The organism is Curtobacterium sp. BRD11 (genome assembly GCF_031844345.1).
GTDB lineage: Bacteria > Actinomycetota > Actinomycetes > Actinomycetales > Microbacteriaceae > Curtobacterium.
On the sequence record NZ_JAUZUZ010000005.1, the window covers coordinates 144,623 to 164,071 of the forward strand.

General features: G+C 72.0%; 19 protein-coding genes. 12 read left to right on the forward strand and 7 right to left on the reverse strand.

Features of this window, described 5'->3' with window-relative positions; all coding sequences use genetic code 11:
* Position 1: 1 nt before the first annotated feature.
* On the forward strand, positions 2 to 1,270 hold the full coding sequence (gene purD / locus Q9R28_RS12645) for a phosphoribosylamine--glycine ligase (RefSeq protein WP_209684027.1): 1,269 nt from the start codon (positions 2 to 4) through the stop codon (positions 1,268 to 1,270).
* A 5-nt stretch (positions 1,271 to 1,275) separates the two neighbouring features.
* On the forward strand, positions 1,276 to 2,136 hold the full coding sequence (locus tag Q9R28_RS12650) for a phosphoribosylaminoimidazolesuccinocarboxamide synthase (protein WP_066657742.1): 861 nt from the start codon (positions 1,276 to 1,278) through the stop codon (positions 2,134 to 2,136).
* A 251-nt stretch (positions 2,137 to 2,387) separates the two neighbouring features.
* On the opposite strand, the gene Q9R28_RS12655 is transcribed toward Q9R28_RS12650, so the two are convergent.
* The gene (locus tag Q9R28_RS12655) at positions 2,388 to 3,584 is read right to left on the reverse strand and encodes a PP2C family protein-serine/threonine phosphatase (RefSeq protein WP_144411228.1); all 1,197 of its coding nucleotides are present in this window, start codon (positions 3,582 to 3,584) and stop codon (positions 2,388 to 2,390) included.
* 117 nt (positions 3,585 to 3,701) lie between these two features.
* Between Q9R28_RS12655 and Q9R28_RS12660 the strand changes: the two genes are divergently transcribed.
* A complete protein-coding gene (locus Q9R28_RS12660; protein ID WP_144411227.1) occupies positions 3,702 to 4,022 on the forward strand; it encodes a hypothetical protein in 321 nt (106 codons plus the stop codon).
* A 60-nt stretch (positions 4,023 to 4,082) separates the two neighbouring features.
* Here the strand turns inward: Q9R28_RS12660 and lepB are convergent, their stop codons facing one another.
* Together lepB and Q9R28_RS12670 are read right to left on the reverse strand one after the other, a co-directional pair.
* A complete protein-coding gene (lepB, locus tag Q9R28_RS12665) occupies positions 4,083 to 4,712 on the reverse strand; it encodes a signal peptidase I (protein ID WP_066652147.1) in 630 nt (209 codons plus the stop codon).
* Positions 4,709 to 5,233: a hypothetical protein gene (locus Q9R28_RS12670; RefSeq protein ID WP_209684029.1), complete on the reverse strand. Its 525-nt coding sequence runs from the start codon at positions 5,231 to 5,233 to the stop codon at positions 4,709 to 4,711. The genes lepB and Q9R28_RS12670 overlap by 4 nt, the downstream gene beginning before the upstream one ends.
* Positions 5,234 to 5,343: 110 nt before the next feature.
* Between Q9R28_RS12670 and Q9R28_RS12675 the strand changes: the two genes are divergently transcribed.
* The 3 genes from Q9R28_RS12675 (at position 5,344) to Q9R28_RS12685 (ending at position 7,762) form a co-directional block, all read left to right on the forward strand.
* A complete protein-coding gene (locus tag Q9R28_RS12675) occupies positions 5,344 to 6,135 on the forward strand; it encodes an SDR family oxidoreductase (RefSeq protein WP_066652145.1) in 792 nt (263 codons plus the stop codon).
* Positions 6,136 to 6,188: 53 nt separating this feature from the next.
* Positions 6,189 to 7,061 carry a VOC family protein gene (locus Q9R28_RS12680; RefSeq protein ID WP_311206254.1) on the forward strand — a complete coding sequence of 291 codons (873 nt, stop codon included), beginning with the start codon at positions 6,189 to 6,191 and terminating at the stop codon, positions 7,059 to 7,061.
* Between the two features lie 134 nt (positions 7,062 to 7,195).
* Positions 7,196 to 7,762 carry a GNAT family N-acetyltransferase gene (locus Q9R28_RS12685; RefSeq protein ID WP_311206255.1) on the forward strand — a complete coding sequence of 189 codons (567 nt, stop codon included), beginning with the start codon at positions 7,196 to 7,198 and terminating at the stop codon, positions 7,760 to 7,762.
* 132 nt (positions 7,763 to 7,894) lie between these two features.
* Here the strand turns inward: Q9R28_RS12685 and Q9R28_RS12690 are convergent, their stop codons facing one another.
* Together Q9R28_RS12690 and Q9R28_RS12695 are read right to left on the reverse strand one after the other, a co-directional pair.
* The gene (locus Q9R28_RS12690) at positions 7,895 to 9,418 is read right to left on the reverse strand and encodes a catalase (protein WP_311206256.1); all 1,524 of its coding nucleotides are present in this window, start codon (positions 9,416 to 9,418) and stop codon (positions 7,895 to 7,897) included.
* A 116-nt stretch (positions 9,419 to 9,534) separates the two neighbouring features.
* Positions 9,535 to 9,978, reverse strand: coding sequence for a Fur family transcriptional regulator (locus tag Q9R28_RS12695; RefSeq protein WP_066652134.1), 444 nt, complete (start codon positions 9,976 to 9,978; stop codon positions 9,535 to 9,537).
* A gap of 258 nt (positions 9,979 to 10,236) precedes the next feature.
* Between Q9R28_RS12695 and Q9R28_RS12700 the strand changes: the two genes are divergently transcribed.
* Together Q9R28_RS12700 and Q9R28_RS12705 are read left to right on the forward strand one after the other, a co-directional pair.
* Positions 10,237 to 11,577, forward strand: a complete 1,341-nt coding sequence (locus tag Q9R28_RS12700) for an acyltransferase (protein ID WP_311206257.1) — start codon at positions 10,237 to 10,239, stop codon at positions 11,575 to 11,577.
* A gap of 156 nt (positions 11,578 to 11,733) precedes the next feature.
* On the forward strand, positions 11,734 to 12,555 hold the full coding sequence (locus Q9R28_RS12705) for a cytochrome c oxidase assembly protein (RefSeq protein ID WP_311206258.1): 822 nt from the start codon (positions 11,734 to 11,736) through the stop codon (positions 12,553 to 12,555).
* Positions 12,556 to 12,815: 260 nt separating this feature from the next.
* Here the strand turns inward: Q9R28_RS12705 and Q9R28_RS12710 are convergent, their stop codons facing one another.
* Positions 12,816 to 14,360, reverse strand: a complete 1,545-nt coding sequence (locus Q9R28_RS12710) for a DHA2 family efflux MFS transporter permease subunit (RefSeq protein ID WP_144411226.1) — start codon at positions 14,358 to 14,360, stop codon at positions 12,816 to 12,818.
* Complete coding sequence (locus tag Q9R28_RS12715) at positions 14,357 to 14,965, reverse strand: PadR family transcriptional regulator (RefSeq protein ID WP_066652130.1); 609 nt, start codon at positions 14,963 to 14,965, stop codon at positions 14,357 to 14,359. Before Q9R28_RS12715 ends, Q9R28_RS12710 begins: the two co-directional genes overlap by 4 nt.
* Before the next feature lie 146 nt (positions 14,966 to 15,111).
* Here Q9R28_RS12715 and purS point away from each other — a divergent pair, with 146 nt between their 5' ends.
* Genes purS through Q9R28_RS12735 form a run of 4 tightly spaced genes read left to right on the forward strand, consistent with a single transcriptional unit; the run spans position 15,112 to position 19,439 of the window.
* A complete protein-coding gene (gene purS / locus Q9R28_RS12720) occupies positions 15,112 to 15,363 on the forward strand; it encodes a phosphoribosylformylglycinamidine synthase subunit PurS (RefSeq protein WP_066652126.1) in 252 nt (83 codons plus the stop codon).
* 5 nt (positions 15,364 to 15,368) lie between these two features.
* Complete coding sequence (gene purQ / locus Q9R28_RS12725; protein WP_066657734.1) at positions 15,369 to 16,064, forward strand: phosphoribosylformylglycinamidine synthase subunit PurQ; 696 nt, start codon at positions 15,369 to 15,371, stop codon at positions 16,062 to 16,064.
* A gap of 47 nt (positions 16,065 to 16,111) precedes the next feature.
* On the forward strand, positions 16,112 to 18,493 hold the full coding sequence (purL, locus tag Q9R28_RS12730; RefSeq protein ID WP_311206259.1) for a phosphoribosylformylglycinamidine synthase subunit PurL: 2,382 nt from the start codon (positions 16,112 to 16,114) through the stop codon (positions 18,491 to 18,493).
* A 25-nt stretch (positions 18,494 to 18,518) separates the two neighbouring features.
* Positions 18,519 to 19,439: a 2-hydroxyacid dehydrogenase gene (locus tag Q9R28_RS12735; protein WP_311206260.1), complete on the forward strand. Its 921-nt coding sequence runs from the start codon at positions 18,519 to 18,521 to the stop codon at positions 19,437 to 19,439.
* Positions 19,440 to 19,449: the final 10 nt, after the last annotated feature.

Here is a 19,449-nt window from a genome sequence, read left to right on the forward strand (position 1 = left end):
CGTGCGAATCCTCGTCCTCGGTTCCGGTGCCCGCGAGCACGCGATCATCACGGCCCTCCTCGCAGAGCGGGCCGGACACGTCATCACGGTGGCCCCCGGCAACGCCGGCATCGCCGCCGACGTCGAGACCGTGTCGCTCGACCCCACGAACGGCGAGCTGATCGCCGAGTACGCGATCGAGAACGGTGTGGAGCTCGTGGTCGTCGGGCCCGAGGCGCCGTTGATCGCCGGGGTCGCCGACCCGCTCCGGACCCGGGGCATCCCGGTGTTCGGCCCGAGCCGTGCCGCCGCCCAGCTCGAGGGCTCGAAGGCCTTCGCGAAGCGCATCATGTCCGAGGCCGGGGTCCCGACCGGACGCCCCGTGTACGCCGGCACGGTGGACGAGGCAGTGGCCGCGATCGACGAGCTCGGGGCACCGTACGTGGTCAAGGCCGACGGGCTCGCCGCGGGCAAGGGCGTCCTGGTGACCGAGGACCGGCAGGCGGCCGTCGACCACGCCACGTACTGGCTGCAGCACGGCCGTGTCGTGGTCGAGGAGTTCCTCGACGGCGAAGAGGTCTCGCTGTTCTTCCTGAGCGACGGGCACGACGTCCGGGCGCTCAGCCCCGCACAGGACCACAAGCGCCTGGGCGACGGGGACACCGGTCCGAACACCGGCGGCATGGGCGCCTACTCCCCGCTCCCGTGGCTCGCCGAGCGGTGGGAGTCCGAGCAGGCGTTCGTCGCCGAGGTCACCGAGCTCGTGGCGCTCCCCACCGTCCGTCGACTCGAGCACGAGGGGACGCCGTTCATCGGCCTGCTCTACTGCGGGCTCATCGTGACCGAACAGGGCGTCCGCGTCATCGAGTTCAACGCCCGCTTCGGCGACCCGGAGACCCAGGTCGTGCTCCCCCGCCTGACCACGCCGCTCAGCGCCCTGCTGACGGCGGCCGCGACCGGACAGCTCGCGTCGGCTCCGCAACCGGCGTTCAGCACCGACGTCGCGGTCACGGTGGTGCTCGCGAGCGAGGGCTACCCGGAGAACCCGCACACCGGTCGGGTCATCACCGGCATCGACGCTGCCGAGGCGCGCGAGGGCGTGTCCGTGGCGCACGCCGCGACCGCCGTGCTCGACGACGACCTCGTCGCCACCGGCGGCCGGGTGCTGAGCGTCGTCGCGACGGGCACCGACTTCGCACAGGCCCGGGAGCGCGCCTACGCCGGACTCGGCGACATCGCGCTCCAGGGGGCGCAGTACCGCACCGACATCGCCGCGAAGGTCGCACGGTGACGGCCGTGTCCGAGCTGCCCGGCTGGCGGCACGTCTCGTCGGGCAAGGTCCGCGAGCTCTACGTGCCCGCGGGCGTCGACGACGTCGCGAGCGCGTCGGAGCTGCTGCTCGTCGCCTCGGACCGGGTCAGCGCCTACGACTTCGCACTCGAACCCCCGATCCCCGGCAAGGGCGAGCTCCTGACGCGGCTGTCGCGCTTCTGGTTCGACCGCATCGCGGACGTCCCGAACCACCTGGTCGACCCCGGTGCCGGCGGGACCCCGGTGCCGGAGTCCGTGGCCGCCAGGTCCATGCACGTGCTGCCGCTCGCCATGTTCCCGGTCGAGTGCGTCGTCCGGGGGTACCTGGTCGGCAGCGGTTGGGCGGAGTACCGCGAGACGCAGAGCGTGTGCGGTGTCCCCCTGCCCGCGGGGCTGTCCGAGGGCGACCGCCTGCCCGAGCCGATCTACACCCCGGCCTACAAGGCGCCGCAGGGCGAGCACGACGAGAACATCTCCTTCGAGCAGACCGTCGAGCTCGTCGGGCGCGAGGACGCCGAGGCCCTCCGCGACCTGTCGCTGCGCGTCTACGGTGAGGCGGCGGCGATCGCCCTCGAGCACGACGTCGTGATCGCCGACACGAAGTTCGAGTTCGGCCGCGACACCGACGGCACGATCCGGATCGCGGACGAGGTCCTGACCAGCGACTCCAGCCGCTACTGGGACGCCCGCTCCGGCAGCCGCACGGACTCGTTCGACAAGCAGATCGTGCGCGACTGGCTCAGCGCGAACTGGGACCGTCAGGGCACCCCGCCGGTGCTGCCGGCGGAGATCGTGGACCGCACGGCCGCCCGCTACGCGGAGCTCATCGAGCGCCTCGGCGCCTGACCGCCGGGCCGGCGTCGCGGCCCGGCCGGGTGCGTCCCGCCACGCGTCCGCCGATCACGGATCGCGCCCCGGCACGGACGTCGCGCCCTCGCACGGACGTCGCGCCCCGCCACAGCAGGGTGTGTCGTCCGCAGCGGAGCGCGACGTGACCGGGTGCCGGCCGGGAGGCGCGTGGCGGGGCCGCCGCGCGCCTCCCGTCCGACCACATGACGACCGACGACCGACGACCGCCGGTCGCCGGTCGCCGTGGCTCAGTCGCGGACGAGCACGACGACCGTCAGGTCGTCACCTGGGTCGTGCTCGAGCGCGCGGGCGCGGACCCGACCCAGGAACGCGTCGATCTCGGGCTCCTCGCGCCACAGGGCCCCGAGCCGGGACAGCGACTGCAGCGTCGAGTCCCAGAGTTCGAGCGCACCGTCGCTGACGAGCACGAGGACGTCACCCTGCTCGAGCACGAGCGACCCCGACGACCGGGTGAGCCCGGCCGGGTGCAGGCCGATCGGCAGGTCGTTCGACAGGAGCGTCCGTTCACGGCCGTCCGCACGCATCTGCAGGACGAGGCCGTGCCCGGCGTCGACGAAGTCCATCCGTCCGCTGGTCGGATCGAGCCGGCCGTGGAACATGGTGGCGAACGACTCGGCACGGCCGAGGTCCGGCGCGACCTGCTCGTCCAGGGCGGCGATCGCCCGCCCGGGCTCCTCGTCCGGCCGCGCGAGGAGCGCTCCGCGGATCGTCGCCGCCAGCAGCCCGGCGGACATGCCCTTGCCCATCACGTCCGCGACCGTCAGGTGCAGGGCGTCACCGGCGAGGTGCCACTCGTGCAGGTCGCCGGAGACCACCCCGTGCGGGACCGACATGCCGCCGATCCGGTACCCCGGCACCGTGACCGGCGTGGGCTGCAGCCCGGCGAGGACGTTCCGGAGGCGGTCCTCGTCCGCGCCGGCCGCGAGCTCGCGCTCCGCCCACACGCCGAGCTCCTCGAGCAGCGCCAGGTCGTCGGGCTCCAGCGTCCGGGGCTGCGGGTCGACCAGGCAGAGCGTGCCGACCTTGACGTGGTCGTCGCCGACGCGGAGCGGCACACCGGCGTAGAAGCGCACGTTGGGGTCCTCGACGACCATCGGCATGTCGGCGTACCGGTCGTCGGCGCGGGCATCCGGTACGACGATCGGACCGGCCTGGTCGAGCGTGCGGCCGCAGAACGTGTCCCGGAGCGGGATGGTCGGCCCGAACACGGCGTCGCTCTGCTGCGACTTGATGGTGAGGACCTCGGTGCCGGCGAGGTTGAGGAAGGAGCCCGAGACACCGAACGCCTCGCGGGCGATCCGCGTGATGCGCTCGAAGCGTTCCTCGGGCCCGCCGTCGACGACGTCGAGCGCGGCGACGAGGGCCGCGCGGCGGACGGCGTCGGGCGATGATCCGGCGGAGGTCGGTGAGGTCCCCTGGTGCATGCCCTCCACGCTACTGGTCCGTCGTGGGAGCGCCCCTCCCCAGAACGGTGGACCCGGGAGCGCGCGACCGGATCCGCCGGACACGCGCCTCCGTCGGACGCGCGTACCCTCGGCACGGTGATCCGTCGTGCTCCGCTCGTGCTCGCCCTCGGCGCTGCCGCCGCGCTCTCGCTGACGGGGTGCGGCGCCCACGACTCGACCGGGCAGATCTCGGTGACCGTGTCGTCGAACGCTGCGGATCGCCCCTACGAGGTGAAGGTCTTCGCCGCGACCGGCAAGCTGTCCGAGCACCAGCGGGTGTTCCCCGGAGGCACCGCGGACTTCGCCGGGGTCCCGCTCGGCGACGTCACGGTGCGGGCCGGCGACCTGTGCTCCGTCCGGACGACGGTGTCGGGCGACGACGTCACGCGGGTCACGCTCAGCACGACTGGCTGCTGACCGGCCACCGCGACCGGACGGCCCGGCTGCAGGGCCGTCCACCGCGCTGCGCGGGGCCCCTCACCGCGGGTCGGGCACCGCGTCCCACTCCTCGCCGTACCGGCCGAGCACGCTCCACCGCGTGACCGGCCAGGTCACGACGAACGCCCGGCCCACGACGTCGGCCGTCGGCACCGTCCCGTGGATGCGCGAGTCGGCCGACTCGTACCGGTTGTCGCCCATCACCCAGATCCGCCCCGCGGGCACGGTGACGTCGAAGTCCTCCGCCGAGACACGGTCCACGTCGGACGGCCGGACCACGTACGGCTCGTCGACCGCGTGGCCGTTCACGGACAGCCGTCCCTGGGCATCGCAGCACGACACCCGGTCGCCCGGCAGCCCGATCACCCGCTTGATGAGGTCGTCGCCCTGCTCGCTGGTCAGCCAGTCGCCCGGGTCGCGGAAGACCACGACGTCGCCCCGGCGGAGCGGCGCGACGCCCGGCACGAGCTCGTTCACCAGCACGTTGTCCCCGATCAGCAGCGTGCGCTCCATCGAGCCCGACGGGATCGAGAACGCCCGCACCAGGTAGGCCTTCACCAGGAAGGACGCCAGCAGCGCGACGACCACGATGACCGCCAGGTCGCGGACGAAGCGCCACCCGGACCGTACCGGTCGTCCGGCACGGGACTCGTCGGTCTGCTCGCTCAATGCGTCACCACCACCTTCACCAGGCCGATCACGAAGGCCACCGCGGCGAGCACGATGCCACCCCAGAGCCCGAGGAACGTCGGACGCCGTCCGCTGAACCGCTGCAGGAACACCCCGACCATCCCGATGCGGACGACGAGGATGACGATCGCCGCGGTCTGCGCCCACTGCGCCGGCAGCCAGTCCGCCCACGCGACGGCGTAGAGCACCGCGGGGATGAGGCCGGAGGTCGCGATCGGGTTCGCGTCGCGCAGGATCGCCCCGATCGTCTCCCGGTGCTCGGCGTCGTCACCGGTGTCGCCGATGGTGTGCGCCACGAGGTGGGACAGCACGTGCGCCAGGTACGTCAGCACCGCCGTCGCGAGCACCGTGAGCACCGCTGCCCCGTGCTCGATCTGCTCCGGCCCCACCGCGATCGCGACCGCGAGCACGGTGATGTTGCCGTAGATGTACGACGACATGCGGTCGCGCAGACGGTCGACCGGGAAGGTCGCCAGGTCGGGTCGGCGGGAGGGCGGCATGCTCCCATCCTGGCCCGCGCCGCGCCGCGCCGCGCCGACGGGATCCCGTGTGCGATGCCATCCTGGTCGGGCGACGCACCGACGCGTCGCCCGGACGGGAGGCACGACCCATGACTCACGGACCGCTCACCAGCAGACCGCTCGCCCTGGTGACGGGCGTCGGCCGCCGCGCCGGGATCGGTGCCGCGATCGCGACGCGGCTCGCCGCCGACGGTTGGGACCTCGCCCTCTCGTGGTGGGGGCCGTACGACGCGCGCGTGCACGGCGCGGCCGACCCCGACGGGGTGGACGCGGTGGTCGCGGAGGCCGAGCGTGCGGGGGCACGGGTGACGCGCCTCCCGGTCGACCTGGCCGACCCCGAGCAGGCGGCCGCGCTCGTCGGCCGCGCCGAGGCAGAGGCCGGCGTGCCGGTGACCGCCGTGGTGATGTCGCACTGCGAGTCGGTCGACTCGGACTTCGCGACCACGACGGTGGAGTCGTTCGACCGACACCTGGCGGTGAACGTGCGCGCGCCGTTCCTCGTCGTGCAGGCGTACGCGCGGCGGCTCCGCGAGGGTGCAGCCGTACCGGAGGACCGCCGTCGCATCGTCGCGCTGACGAGCGACCACGTCGGGTTCAACCTGCCGTACGGCACGAGCAAGGGCGCACTCGACCGGTTGATCGTCGGAGCTGCCCTCGAGCTCGGTGACGTGCGGGTGAGTGCGAACCTGGTGAACCCGGGCCCGAACGACACCGGATGGATGACCGACGAGATCCGCCGGGCCGCCGTCGCGCAGACCCCGCTCGGGCGCCCGTCGATGCCGACCGACACCGCGGCGCTCGTCGGGTTCCTGCTCGGGCCGGACGGCGGGTGGGTGAACGGCCAGCTGCTGAAGACCGACGGCGGGTTCAGCGCGAAGTAGCCCGTGGTCGCGAGTTGGTTGACGCGTCAACCAAACCGGCGCACACTGGGGGCATGCACACGCAGGACCTGCTCGCAGCCGACACCGGGATGGGCGCCGTCACGCTCCGCGTGGCCGACCTCGACACGATGGTCGCCTACTACCGCGACGGCGTCGGCCTGACGGTGCTGACGAACGCGGGCGGGACCGCCGTGCTCGGTCGTGGGTCGACGCCGATCGTCATCCTCGAGCACGCCCCCGCGATGCGGCACGCCGCTCCGCACGAGGCCGGGCTCTTCCACACCGCGATCCTGTTCGACACGCAGGCCGACCTGGCGGCAGCGCTGTACTCCGTCGCGACGAAGTACCCGCAGACCTTCACGGGCAGCGCCGACCACCTGGTCAGCAACGCGTTCTACTTCCAGGACCCCGAGGGCAACGGCGTCGAGCTGTACTGGGACCGCGACCGCACCGAGTGGTCGTGGACGCACGGGATGATCGACATGGCGACCACCTGGGTCGACCCGAACGCCTTCGTGCAGGAACACCTGACCTCCTCGGCACTCGAGACGGCCAGCACGCGCCCCGGCCGGGTCGGCCACGTGCACCTGTCCGTGGGCGACGTCGCCACCGCGAAGGCGTTCTACGTCGACCGGCTCGGCTTCGCGACGACCGCGGCGATGGGCGACCAGGCGCTGTTCGTCAGCGCGGGCGGGTACCACCACCACATGGCGATGAACACGTGGAACTCCCGCGGGGCCGGGCGCCGGCAGCAGGCACTCGGGCTCGGGCTCGTGCGGATCGAGGTGCCGGGTGCGGACGACCTCGGCGCACTCGTGTCCCGCATGCACGACACCGGGGTGCAGACCGCGGACGACGGTCGGACCGTGGCGTTCGAGGACCCGTGGGCGAACCGCATCGAGGTGACCGCGCCCGGTCGCGGCTGAGCGGCTCGCGCGCGGGCGGTCTGCGCCGAGCCTCGGCTCCGCGGACACGTTCGTGGTCGAGCACACGCGAACATGTCCGCCTGGCCGAGCCTCGGGCCGCACCGATGCGCAGGTGGACCCGGCAGGATGGACGCGTGAGCGAAGACATCCGGTGGGAGGTGGTCGAGGAGAGCGCACTGTCGCTCCCCGACCACGAGGCGATCGCAGCGATGCTCGGGCAGGCGTTCCCGAGCTGGTCGCACTGGTACGTGGGCGGCCGCGACTACGCCGGCATGCAGCCCGAGCGCCGCGTGGTCGGCTGGGGCGAGGACGGCTTGGTGCTCGCGCACGTCGGGATCCGTCGGATGTTCGTCACGGTCGGTGGGCAGGACGTCCTGGTCGGCGACACCGGCATCGTCGCCGTCTCGCCGAGGCTGCAGGGCAGCGGGGTCGGCCGCGAACTCCTCGTCCGCACCCGCGCCGTCCTCGAGGGACTCCGCGTGCCCTACGGCTTCCTCGGCGCCGGCGAGGACCGCATCCCCTTCTACGCGCACATGGGCTGGCACGAGGTCGACGGCGCCGTCGGCACGTTCTCGGCCTTCACGGCCGACGGGGTCGGTGTGAACGAGACCGAGCAGGGCGGCTGGATGGTCCTGCCGGTCGAGGCGCAGCTGGAGGACTGGCCGACGGGCGAGATCATGCTCAACGGACAGCAGGTCTAGGAACGAGGACCGGGCCCCGCCACCAGCCGGGCGAGATCATGCGCAACGGACAGCAGGTCCAGGAGCGACAACACGACGGACGGGAGGCCCGGTACCAGCTGGTACCGGGCCTCCCGTCCGTCGTGTGGCTGACTACGCCTCGACCGCGACCTTCTCCGGGTCCTCGTTCGAACCGGGCGCGCTCGGCGCGACCGCGGCGCGCACGCGCGCACCCAGGTCGGCGTCGACGCTGGTCCAGTAGGCGAACACGCGCTCGCGCAGGTCGTCGCGCGTCACCTTCGAGACGTGGCCGGCGATGTTGCCGACCAGGCGCTCACGCGCGGCGTCGTCGAGGACCTCGCGGTAGAGCGTGCCCGCCTGACCGAAGTCGTCGTCCTCCGGGTGCAGCGTCGCAGCGGAGCGCTGCAGCGCACCGTCGGACTCCCAGCCCGGGACGTCGTCCGTCGCGGTCGGGTCGGCGTGCGCGCCACCCTGGGTGTTCGGCGCGTACACCGGCACCTCCGCCTTCTGGAAGTCGAAGCGCATGGCGCCGTCCTTCGAGTACGAGTGGACCTCGTTCTTCGGGGCGTTCACCGGCAGCTGCGCGTGGTTCGTGCCGACGCGGTAGCGCTGGGCGTCCGCGTAGCTGAAGATGCGCGCGAGGAGCATCTTGTCGGGGCTCGCCGCGATGCCGGGGACGAAGTTCGACGGCGCGAACGCGGCCTGCTCGATCTGCGCGAAGTAGTTCTCCGGGTTGCGGTTCAGCTCCATCGTGCCGACCTCGATGAGCGGGTAGTCCGCGTGCGGCCACACCTTCGTCAGGTCGAACGGGTTGAAGCGGTAGCCCTCGGCGTCCGCGTACGGCATGACCTGCACCTTGAGGACCCACTTCGGGAAGTCCTGGCGCTCGATCGCCTCGTACAGGTCGCGGATGTGGAAGTCGGCGTCCTCACCGGCGATGCGGTCGGCGTCCTCCTGCGTCAGGGTCTTGTGGCCCTGCTGCGTCTCGAAGTGGTACTTCACCCAGAAGCGCTCGCCCTCGGCGTTGATCCACTGGTAGGTGTGCGAGCTGAAGCCGTCCATGTGGCGCCACGACGACGGCAGGCCGCGGTCACCCATGAGCCACGTGACCTGGTGGGCCGACTCCGGGGAGAGGGTCCAGAAGTCCCACTGCATGTCGTGGTTGCGGAGGTGGCTGCCCGGCAGGCGCTTCTGCGAGCGGATGAAGTCGGGGAACTTGATGCCGTCGCGGATGAAGAACACCGGGGTGTTGTTGCCGACGAGGTCGTAGTTGCCCTCTTCGGTGTAGAACTTCAGCGCGAAGCCGCGGGGGTCGCGCCAGGTGTCCGGGGAGCCCTGCTCACCGGCGACGGACGAGAAGCGGGCGAGCATCTCGGTCTGCTTGCCCGGCTGCAGGAACGCGGCACGGGTGTACTGCGACACGTCGTGCGTGACGGTGAAGGTACCGAACGCACCGCCGCCCTTCGCGTGGACGACGCGCTCCGGGACGCGCTCGCGGTTGAACTGGGCGAGCTTCTCGACCAGGTAGTGGTCGTGGAGGGCGAGGGGGCCGTCGGCGCCGACACCCATGGAGTGCTGGTCGCTCGAGACCGGGGCGCCGCTGTTGGTCGTGGTGGTGGGGGTGCCGGCGGGGCCGGTCGTGTTCTGGTCGGACACGGTTCCTCCTCAGGTGGAACGGTTGGTTCGGTCAGGATGGTTCGGGTTGCTCGTGGGGCGCGTCACGTCGGTGTCGCGCCGGGCGGTCTCGTCCGACTCCGGACGTCCCACCCGTGTCAGGCCGTGACGACCTGGGCGTCGTCGCGTTCCGCCGCTGCGCAGCGTTCGCAGATGCCCCAGTACGTGACCTCGGCCGTCGTGACGGCGAAGCCGTGCGTCTCCGACGGCGTGAGGCAGGGGGCGTGGCCGACCGCGCAGTCGACGTCCTCGACCGCGCCGCACATCGTGCAGACGATGTGGTGGTGGTTGTCCCCGGTGCGCCGCTCGTACCGCGCCGGACTGCCCGCGGGCTCGATGCGCCGGACGAGTCCTGCGCCGGTCAGGGCGCCCAGCACCCCGTAGACGGCCTGGTGGCTCGTCGTCGGCAGCTCGACCGAGACCGCGGTGAGGATGTCGTCCGCGGTCGCGTGCGGCATCGATCCCGAGGCACGCAGGACGGCCAGCCGGGGCGTCGTCACCCGCAGGCCGGCAGCCCGGAGCAGGTCGGCGTCGGCGTCCATCAACTTCTTTCTCTTGCATCGGTCAAGACAAGCTCCACCGTACACGGTCGTGGGCTCGGAGCCCAGGGGGCGGCGTGCTGCGCGTGTCGGCGCGCCATCCGGCCGTGCCCGTCCGAAGCGGCGGTGTGAGCCCCCACGGCGACTCCGCGCGCGACTCTCAGGACGATGTATGCCGCTGCTGGCATGCGATGTGTCACGATCCGGCCGCGATCCGCTGGGACGATGCTGATCCAGCCGGTCGGGCGCTAGCGTCACGGCATGTCCACGAAGCAGGGGCCTTCGTCGCGGATCGACTCCGTGCCGGCCAGCAGCGCTCAGGACGTCCGGGGGATCATCGCGCAGCGGGACCTGGTCGTCGACCTCATCAGGACGGCGTGCGTCGTCCTCGTCGTCGTCGTGCACGTCACGATGGTCGGGGTGGCGGTGTCGGCCGACGGCATCGGTGTCACGAGCCCGCTGCAGGAGGCGGCCTGGTACGTCCCCGCGACGTGGGCGGGCCAGGTGATGCCGCTGTTCTTCGCGGTCGGCGGGTTCGCGAGTGCGGTCGGGTGGCGCAGCACGCTCGCTCGGGGCGGCGGTGCGCGGGACTTCGTGGCGACGCGACTCGTGCGGCTCTTCCGCCCGGCGGTGCCGCTGTTCGTGGTGCTGGCACTCGGCCTGGGGATCGCGACGGCCCTCGGCACCCCCGCGGAGCTGCTCGCCGAGGTCGCGTTCGGTATCGGCTCGCCGCTCTGGTTCCTCGCCGCGTACGGCATCACGCAGTGCTGCGTGCCGGTGATGGCACGCCTGCACGCGCGGGCGCCGTTCCGCACGCTCGGTGTCCTGCTGGTCCTCGCGACGGCCGTCGACACGCTCCGCTTCGCGACCGGCACCGCCGAGGTCGGACTCCTCAACCTCGGCCCGGTGTGGCTCTTCGCGCAGCAGCTCGGGTTCCTCTGGGCAGACGGCTGGTTCGCCCGCCGCTCGAGGCTGCTGCTCGCGGCGGTCGCGCTGGCCGGGTACGCCCTCCTCGTCCCACTGACGAGCGTCGGGCTCTGGGCGCCGGACATGCTGCAGGACCTCAACCCGCCGATGCTGCCGCTGGCGGTGCTCGCGGTGTCGCAGGTCTGCCTCGTGCAGCTCGTGCACCGACCGCTCACCCGACTGATGCAGACCCGGGCGGCGCAGGCGACCGTGTTCGTGCTCGGTCGTGACGGCATGGCGATCTACCTCTGGCACCTGCCGCTGTACATCGCCCTGAACGGCGTCGCGCTGCTGCTCGCCGTCCCGTTCCCCGACCCGGGCTCGGTGCCGTGGTGGGCGACGCGGCCGATCGCACTCGTCGTCGTGCTGGCCGCGGCGATCGGTGTGGCCAGGGCGCTGCGCCGGTGGGACCGCCCGCTCCCCCGACTGCAGCCGGGGACCGACCGGGCGGGGTGGCCCGTGGTGACCGTCGCAGCGCTGTGCACGATCGGTCCGGCGTTCGTCGTGATGCAGTGGCACCTGTCCTTCGGCGTCGCGGTCCTCGGCGCGGTCGCCGTGCCGGTCGGGGTGTGGTTGCTCGGCCGGACCCGGCCCGCGCGGACAGCCTCGGCAGCCGTGGGACCAGTGGGCACCTGAGCCGATCCTCACCGCCGCTGCGCATCGGCCCGGCTGCGGCGGGGTCGGACGGGCGGAGGATGACGGAGCCGGCTCGTCCGGCCCGACACCAGGAGGCACCCCACGCCCGAACCCGCCGAGTTCTGGAGCACCTGGCACGTCGATCCCCTGGCCGCGGTGCTGCTGGCGGTCGCCGCGGTGACCTACGGCTGGTGGCTCGTCGGCGCTCGACGCCGTGGGGCCCGGTGGTCCGCCTGGCGCACCGCGTCGTTCCTGGTCGCACTGCTGCTCTTCGCCGTGCTGCAGTTCGGCATCGTCGGGCGGTACGACCAGGAGCTCCGGTGGGCGTTCACGCTCCGGCTCGCCCTGTTGTTCTTCGCGGTTCCGACCTTCGCCGCCCTGGCCGCTCCCGTGTCCCTGCTGCGCCTGGGCGGACCCGCGCACTGGTCCGCCGTCGCCGACCGCGTGGTGCACTCACGGCCGATCCGGGTGCTCGGCAACGCGATCGTCGCCCCCGTGGTCGGGCTGGTGCTCTTCGCGGTGCTGCTCACCCCGCTGTCGGCGGTCGTGCGTGAGTCGAGCGTGTGGGCCGCGCTCGTCACCGTGTCCGTGCCGGTGCTCGGCTTCACGGTGCTCGGGCCGCTGTCCGAGCCGGGGGTCCTCCGCAGTTCGACGTTCGTGACGGTCGAGTTCCTGCTCGCCTTCGTGGAGCTGCTGCTCGACGCGGTCCCCGGCATCGTGCTGCGCGTGTCGGACCACGTGCTCGACGGGTCGCTCGTGCACGCCGTGGGGCAGCCGTGGTTCCCGACCCCGCTGCGCGACCAGCACCTGGCGGGTGACCTGCTCTGGTTCATCGCCGAGGTCGCCGACGTCCCGGTGCTCGTGATGCTGTTCGTGCGGTGGCAGCGGACGGACCGCCGCGAGGCCCGCTCCGTGGACGCCCTGTCCGACGAGGAGATGGCCGAGCTGACCCGGGCGCACCTGCAGCGGCGGGGGTGAGCGGGGCCCGAGGGGGGTCGTGCGGCGCCGTCGTACGACAGATGCGCTGTCGTACGACGAAGATCCTGTCGCACCAGTCCCCGCCGATCCACGCTCTTCCGCTCTGGACGGCAAGAACGACAAGACCGCTGTCGTACGACAGCGGTCTTGTCGTTCTACACCGGCACGACCCGGACGACTGCCCCGCACGACCGGCACCCCGGACGACTGCCCCGCACGAGCGGGACCGGGGTCCGTGTGACGACGACCGCGCCGCAGCGTCAGCGCGCCGCGGCCTCGGGCTCCGCCGCGCCGGGCTGCGTCTCGACCGCGCCGGTCTGCTTCCACGCCGTCGTCTGCTTCGGCTTCGCCAGGAACAGCGCCGCGACGATGGCCGCCACGAGCACCACGGCCGGCAGCACGAGCGACTGCCCCATCGCCGTGGCGAACGGCTGCTGCAGGAACTCCGGCAGCGCGCCGACCTGCTGCTCCGCACCGCCCGAGCCCGTGCCCGACCCGGACGGGAAGTTCGCCGTGATGCGCGCCTCGATCAGCGCCGCGATGCCGGCCGAACCGAGCACCGCACCGATCTGCCGCGTGGTGTTGTAGACGCCCGACCCCGCACCGGCGAGCGCCGGCGGCAGGTTGCGCGTCGCCGAGACCGAGAGCGGACCCCACATGCAGGCGTTCGCGAGCCCGAGGAGCGCGCTCGGCAGCAGCGTCCAGCCCCAGCCGGCGCCCGACCACAGCAGGGCGCCGAACCAGAACAGCCCGCCGGAGAAGCACGCGAGGCCGAACGAGCCGACCCACCGCGGGTTCCACTTGTTGAGGTTCTTGCCGACGAGCGGTGCGAGCGCGGCGGACAGGACGGCCTGCGGCACGAGCAGCAGGGCGGCCTGGGTCGGCGAGAAGCGCAGGACGTCCTGTGCCCAGAGCATGATCGGCAGCGCGAACGACGAGATCGCGACGCCGACGGCCGTGATGGCGATGTTGGCGAGCGTGAAGTTGCGGTCCTTGAACAGGCCGAGCGGCAGCAGCGGCTCACCCTTCTGCACGCCCTGCCACACCACGAAGGCGGCGAGCACGACGATGCCGGTGATGATCAGCGACCAGACCGAGATCGGGCCCGTGATGGTGCCCCAGTCGTAGGTCTCGCCCTCCTGGATGCCGAAGACGAGCAGGAACATGCCGGCGGCGCTGAGCACGATGCCCAGGTAGTCGAAGCGGTGTCCGTGCCGCTCGAAGCGGGGGACGAAGCGCTGCGCGAGCACGAAGGCGACGACGCCGACGGGGACGTTCACGAAGAAGATCCACTCCCAGCCGAGGCCGTCGACGAGCAGCCCGCCGACGATCGGGCCGACGAGCGAGGCGACGCCGGCGACGGCGCCCCACAGGCCCATGGCCGCACCGCGGTTCTGCGGCGGGAAGATGCGCGTGATGACCGCCATCGTCTGCGGGGTCATCATCGCGGCGCCGAGGCCCTGCACGACGCGGGCGAGGATGAGCACCTCGATCGACCCGGCGAGGCCGCACCACAGGCTCGCGAGGGTGAACACCACGAGACCCGCCTGGTACAGCACCTTCGGGCCGAACCGGTCGCCGAGGCGCCCGGTGATGAGCAGCGGCACCGCGTACGCGAGCAGGTAGGCGCTCGTCACCCAGATGACCGCGTTGATGTCGGCGTCGAGCGCCTGCGCGATCGTGGGCGTCGCGACCGACACGATGGTCGAGTCGACGAGGATCATGAAGAAGCCGACGACGAGTGCCCAGAGCGCGGGCCACGGCTTCTTCCCGTGCTGCAGGTCGGCGGACGTGGTGGAGGTCATCGAGTGGTGTCCTGGTCCTTCTGTGGTGCTGGGTCGGGGACGGCGGGGCCGTCCCAGGGGATGTCGCCGCTCGCGATCCGGTCGGCGGTGGCGGTGAGCCACTCGATCTGCGCGGTGAGCATGCCACGCACGTACGACACGTCGAGCCAGTAGCGCTCGGCGAGCTGCTTGGCCTGGAGGCCCGTGGCGGCTTCGTCGTACCCGGCACGTTCCGCGCGGAGTGCGGCAGCGCGTGCGCGCATCGCGGTCACCGCGTCGGTGGCGGTCAGGTTGTCGACGTGGGACACCGCGAGCTGGAACTCGGGGTACTCGTCGGCGGGCTCCGCGATCATGCGCCGGAGTCCGGCGTCGAGCTCCGCGCGGCCGTGGTCGGTGATGGCGTAGGTGGTGCGCTCGGGCCGGTTGCCCTCGCGCGCGGTCCCGAGTGCCTCGGCGTACCCGAGGTCCACGAGGCGTCCGATCTGGTGGTACAGCGTGCTCGGCCGGACCTTGACGTTCTGGTCCTCGTGCCGGTGGAGCATCGTCTGGAACATCTCGTACGGGTGCATGGGCGCCTCGGCGAGCAGGCCGAGCGCGGCGAACGCGAGGGGCGTGAGCGACGCCATCCGTGCCTCCAGACCATGTTCGCGAGCGATTATTCGACTTGGAACATACGCCTTGGACGACTTCTCCACAAGCGGCCCGGCGCGGCGCGCGCGGCCCGTAGACTGATGCCGTCCCACCCAACCCACCCAAGCGCTGGAGTGAACACGTGCCAACCATCGTCGTCGAGGTCATGCCCAAGGCAGAGATCCTCGACCCCCAGGGCAAGGCGGTGGGCAACGCCCTCGCCCGTCTCGGCAAGGCCGACCTGACCGACGTCCGCATCGGCAAGCGCTTCGAGATCGCCGTCGACGGCCCGGTCGACGACGCGAAGCTGGCCGAGGTCCGCGACATCGCGGCCGACGTCTTCTCGAACGCCGTGATCGAGGACGTCGTCTCCGTCACCGTGCAGGACGCGTGACGCGGATGCGCATCGGCGTCATCACGTTCCCGGGCTCGCTCGACGACCGCGACGCCCAGCGCGCGGTCCGCCTCGCAGGAGCCGACCCCGTCGCGCTCTGGCACGGCGACCACGACCTGCAGGGGGTCGACGCGATCGTGCTCCCCGGTGGGTTCTCGTACGGCGACTACCTGCGTGCCGGCGCCATCGCGGCGAAGGCCCCGATCATGGCCGAGGTCATCGACGCCGCAGGCAAGGGCATGCCCGTGCTCGGCATCTGCAACGGGTTCCAGATGCTCGCCGAGGCCCGCCTCGTGCCCGGCGCCCACACCCGCAACGCGCACCAGCAGTTCATCCGCCGCGACCAGAAGCTCCGCGTCGAGACCGCCGGCACCGCCTGGACCTCCGGGTTCAGCGCCGGGCAGGAGATCACGATCCCGCTGAAGAACGCCGACGGCCGGTTCGTCGCCGACGCCGACGAGATCAAGCGCATCGAGGACAACGGCCAGGTCGTGTTCCGCTACGTCGGGGTGAACCCGAACGGGTCGATCGACGACATCGCGGGCGTCTCGAACGAGCGCGGCAACGTCGTCGGGCTCATGCCGCACCCCGAGCACGCGACGGAGCCCGGGTTCGGCCCGGACACCCCCGCGGCGATGGCCTCCGGCACGGACGGCCTCACCTTCTTCACCTCCGTGATCGAGTCGACGCTCGTCAAGTGACGACGACTCCGACGAACACGACTCCAGTGACAGGGAACGACAACACCGTGACGACCCACGTTCGCCCGAAGCCCGACACCGTCCAGGACGCCGCCGCCACCCCCGACAAGGAGCAGCCGTACGAGGCACTCGGGCTCAAGGCCGACGAGTACGCGAAGATCCGCGAGATCCTCGGCCGCCGCCCCACCTCGGGCGAGCTCGCCATGTACTCGGTGATGTGGTCCGAGCACTGCTCGTACAAGTCGTCGAAGAACTACCTCCGTCAGTTCGGCAAGAAGGTCACGCCGGAGATGACGAAGAACCTGATGGTCGGCATGGGCGAGAACGCCGGTGTCGTCGACGTGGGCAACGGTTGGGCGGTGACCTTCAAGGTCGAGTCGCACAACCACCCGTCGTACGTCGAGCCCTACCAGGGCGCCGCGACCGGCGTCGGCGGCATCGTCCGCGACATCATCTCGATGGGCGCACGCCCGGTCGCCGTGATGGACCAGCTGCGCTTCGGTGCGATCGACCACGAGGACACGGCGCGCGTCGTGCACGGCGTCGTCGGCGGCATCTCGTTCTACGGCAACTGCCTCGGCCTGCCGAACATCGGCGGCGAGACCTACTTCGACCCGGTGTACCAGGGCAACCCGCTCGTCAACGCGCTCGCGGTCGGTGTCCTGCGGCACGAGGACCTGCACCTGGCGAACGCCTCCGGTGCCGGCAACAAGGTCGTGCTCTTCGGTGCCCGCACGGGTGGCGACGGCATCGGCGGCGCGTCGATCCTGGCGTCCGACACCTTCACCGAGGGCGGCCCGACCAAGCGCCCGGCGGTGCAGGTCGGCGACCCCTTCGCCGAGAAGGTCCTCATCGAGTGCTGCCTCGAGCTGTTCCGCGAGGAACTGGTCGAGGGCATCCAGGACCTCGGTGCCGCTGGCATCTCCTGCGCGACGAGCGAGCTCGCCTCGAACGGCGACGGTGGCATGCACATCTCGCTCGACGACGTCCTGCTGCGCGACCCCACGCTCACGGCCGAGGAGATCCTCATGTCCGAGAGCCAGGAGCGCATGATGGCGGTCGTCCGCCCGGACAAGCTCGACGCGTTCCTCGCGGTCGTCGGCAAGTGGGAGGTCGAGACGAGCGTCCTGGGCGAGGTCACCGGCACCGGCCGTCTCGTCATCGACTGGCAGGGCCAGGAGATCGTGAACGTCGACCCGCGCACGGTCGCCGTCGACGGTCCGGTGTACGACCGCCCGGTCGCCTACCCGTCGTGGATCGACGCGCTGCAGGCCGACACCGCCGCCTCGCTCGAGCGTCCGACCGACGGTCCGGCCCTCAAGGCGCAGTTCCTGCAGCTGCTCGGCTCGCCGAACCTCGCGTCGAAGAACTGGGTGACGAACCAGTACGACACCTACGTGCTCGGCAACACCGCGCTGTCCTTCCCCGACGACGGCGGCATGATCCGCGTCGACGAGGAGACGGGGCTCGGCGTCACCGTCGCGACCGACGCCAACGGCCGCTACTGCCAGCTCGACCCGAAGCAGGGCGCGCGCCTGGCGCTGGCCGAGGCGTACCGGAACGTCGCCGTCACCGGCGCCGTTCCCGCCGCGGTCACCGACTGCCTGAACTTCGGTTCGCCGGAGAACCCCGAGGTCATGTGGCAGTTCTCCGAGGCCGTCGAGGGCCTGGCTGACGGCTGCATGGAACTCGGGATCCCGGTCACCGGCGGCAACGTGTCGTTCTACAACCAGACCGGCACGACCCCGATCCACCCGACGCCCGTCGTCGGTGTGCTCGGCATCATCGACGACGTCGCCCTGCGCGTGCCCTCGGGCTGGCAGGATGACGGCCACAACGTGTACCTGCTCGGCACGACGAGCCTCGAGCTCGACGGCTCGGCGTGGGCCGGCACCGTCCACGGGCACCTCGGTGGTCGCCCGCCGGCCGTGGACCTCGACCGCGAGAAGGCCCTGTCGGACCTGCTGCACGCGGCATCGGGCGAGCAGCTGCTCACGAGCGCCCACGACCTGGCGGACGGCGGCCTCGGCCAGTCGCTCGCCGAGTCGGTGCTGCGCTTCGGGATCGGCGCACGTGTGGTGCTCGACGAGCTCGAGGAGCGCGACGGCGTCGACACGGCGACCGCGCTGTTCTCGGAGTCGACGGGTCGCGTCATCGTGACCGTGCGCCGCGAGGACGACGTGCGGTTCCGCGGCCTGTGCGAGGGTCGCGGCTTCCCGGTGCTGCGCATCGGTGTGACGGACGCCTCGTCCGGCACGCTCGAGGTGCAGGGCGCGTTCGAGGCGTCGATCGACGAGCTGCGGGGCACGCACGGCGCGACGCTGCCGGCGCGCTTCGGCGACGTGATCGTCGAGGACGTCACCGAGGGCTACGTCGGGCGCGGGCCGCTCGACGACCACGGTTCGTTCTCGCCGCGCACCGACAGCTGACGGCGACCAGGAGCACCGCGACCGCATGCCGATCGTCACCCTGCCCTTCGTCGAGCTCGTCGACCGGTTCGGCCCCGTGCCGGACGGCGTCGAGCTCGACGTGTGGGACGTCGAAGGCCCGTACGACCGCCCCGAGGACGTCGCGCTCACGCTGCTGCCGTTCTACTTCGCGGGTCGTCACCGGTGGCGGTTCGTGCACGACCTGCCGAACCTGCGACTCCTGCAGCTGCCGAGTGCCGGGTACGAGCACGCGCTGCCGCACGCCCCGGCACACGCGCAGGTCGCGAACGGCCGCGGTATCCACGACGACGAGACGGCCGAGCTCGCGGTCGGTCTGGCGCTGACCTCGCTCCGCGAGATCCACACGTTCCAGGCCGACCGCGCCGCAGGGGTGTGGGACGTCCGCACCACTCGATCGCTCGCGGATCGTCGGGTCACGGTGGTCGGCCACGGGGCGATCGGCGCTGCGATCGCCACGCGGTTCGAGGCGATGCGGTGCGACGTCACCGTCGTGGCGCGCACTGCACGGGAGCAGGACGGTCGGCACGTGCACGCGTTCGGGGAGCTCCCGGAGCTCGCGGCCCGGACGGACGTCCTCGTGCTCATCACCCCGCTCACCGACGAGACCGAACACCTCGTCGACCGAGACCTGCTCGCTGCGCTGCCCGACGGCGCCCTCGTGGTGAACGTCGCCCGCGGACGGGTCGTCGACACCGATGCCCTGGTGGCGGAGCTCCAACGCGGGCGGCTGTCGGCAGCGCTCGACGTGACCGACCCGGAGCCGCTCCCGGCCGGGCACCCGCTCTGGACGACGCCGAACACGGTGCTGACGCCCCACGTCGGTGGGAACACGGACCTCAGCGTGCCGCGGACCCTCGAGCTCGTGCGACGCCAGGTGTCCGCGCTGGCAGCGGGCCGGCCCTTCGCCAACGTCGTCCACGGCTGACGCCCGGCTC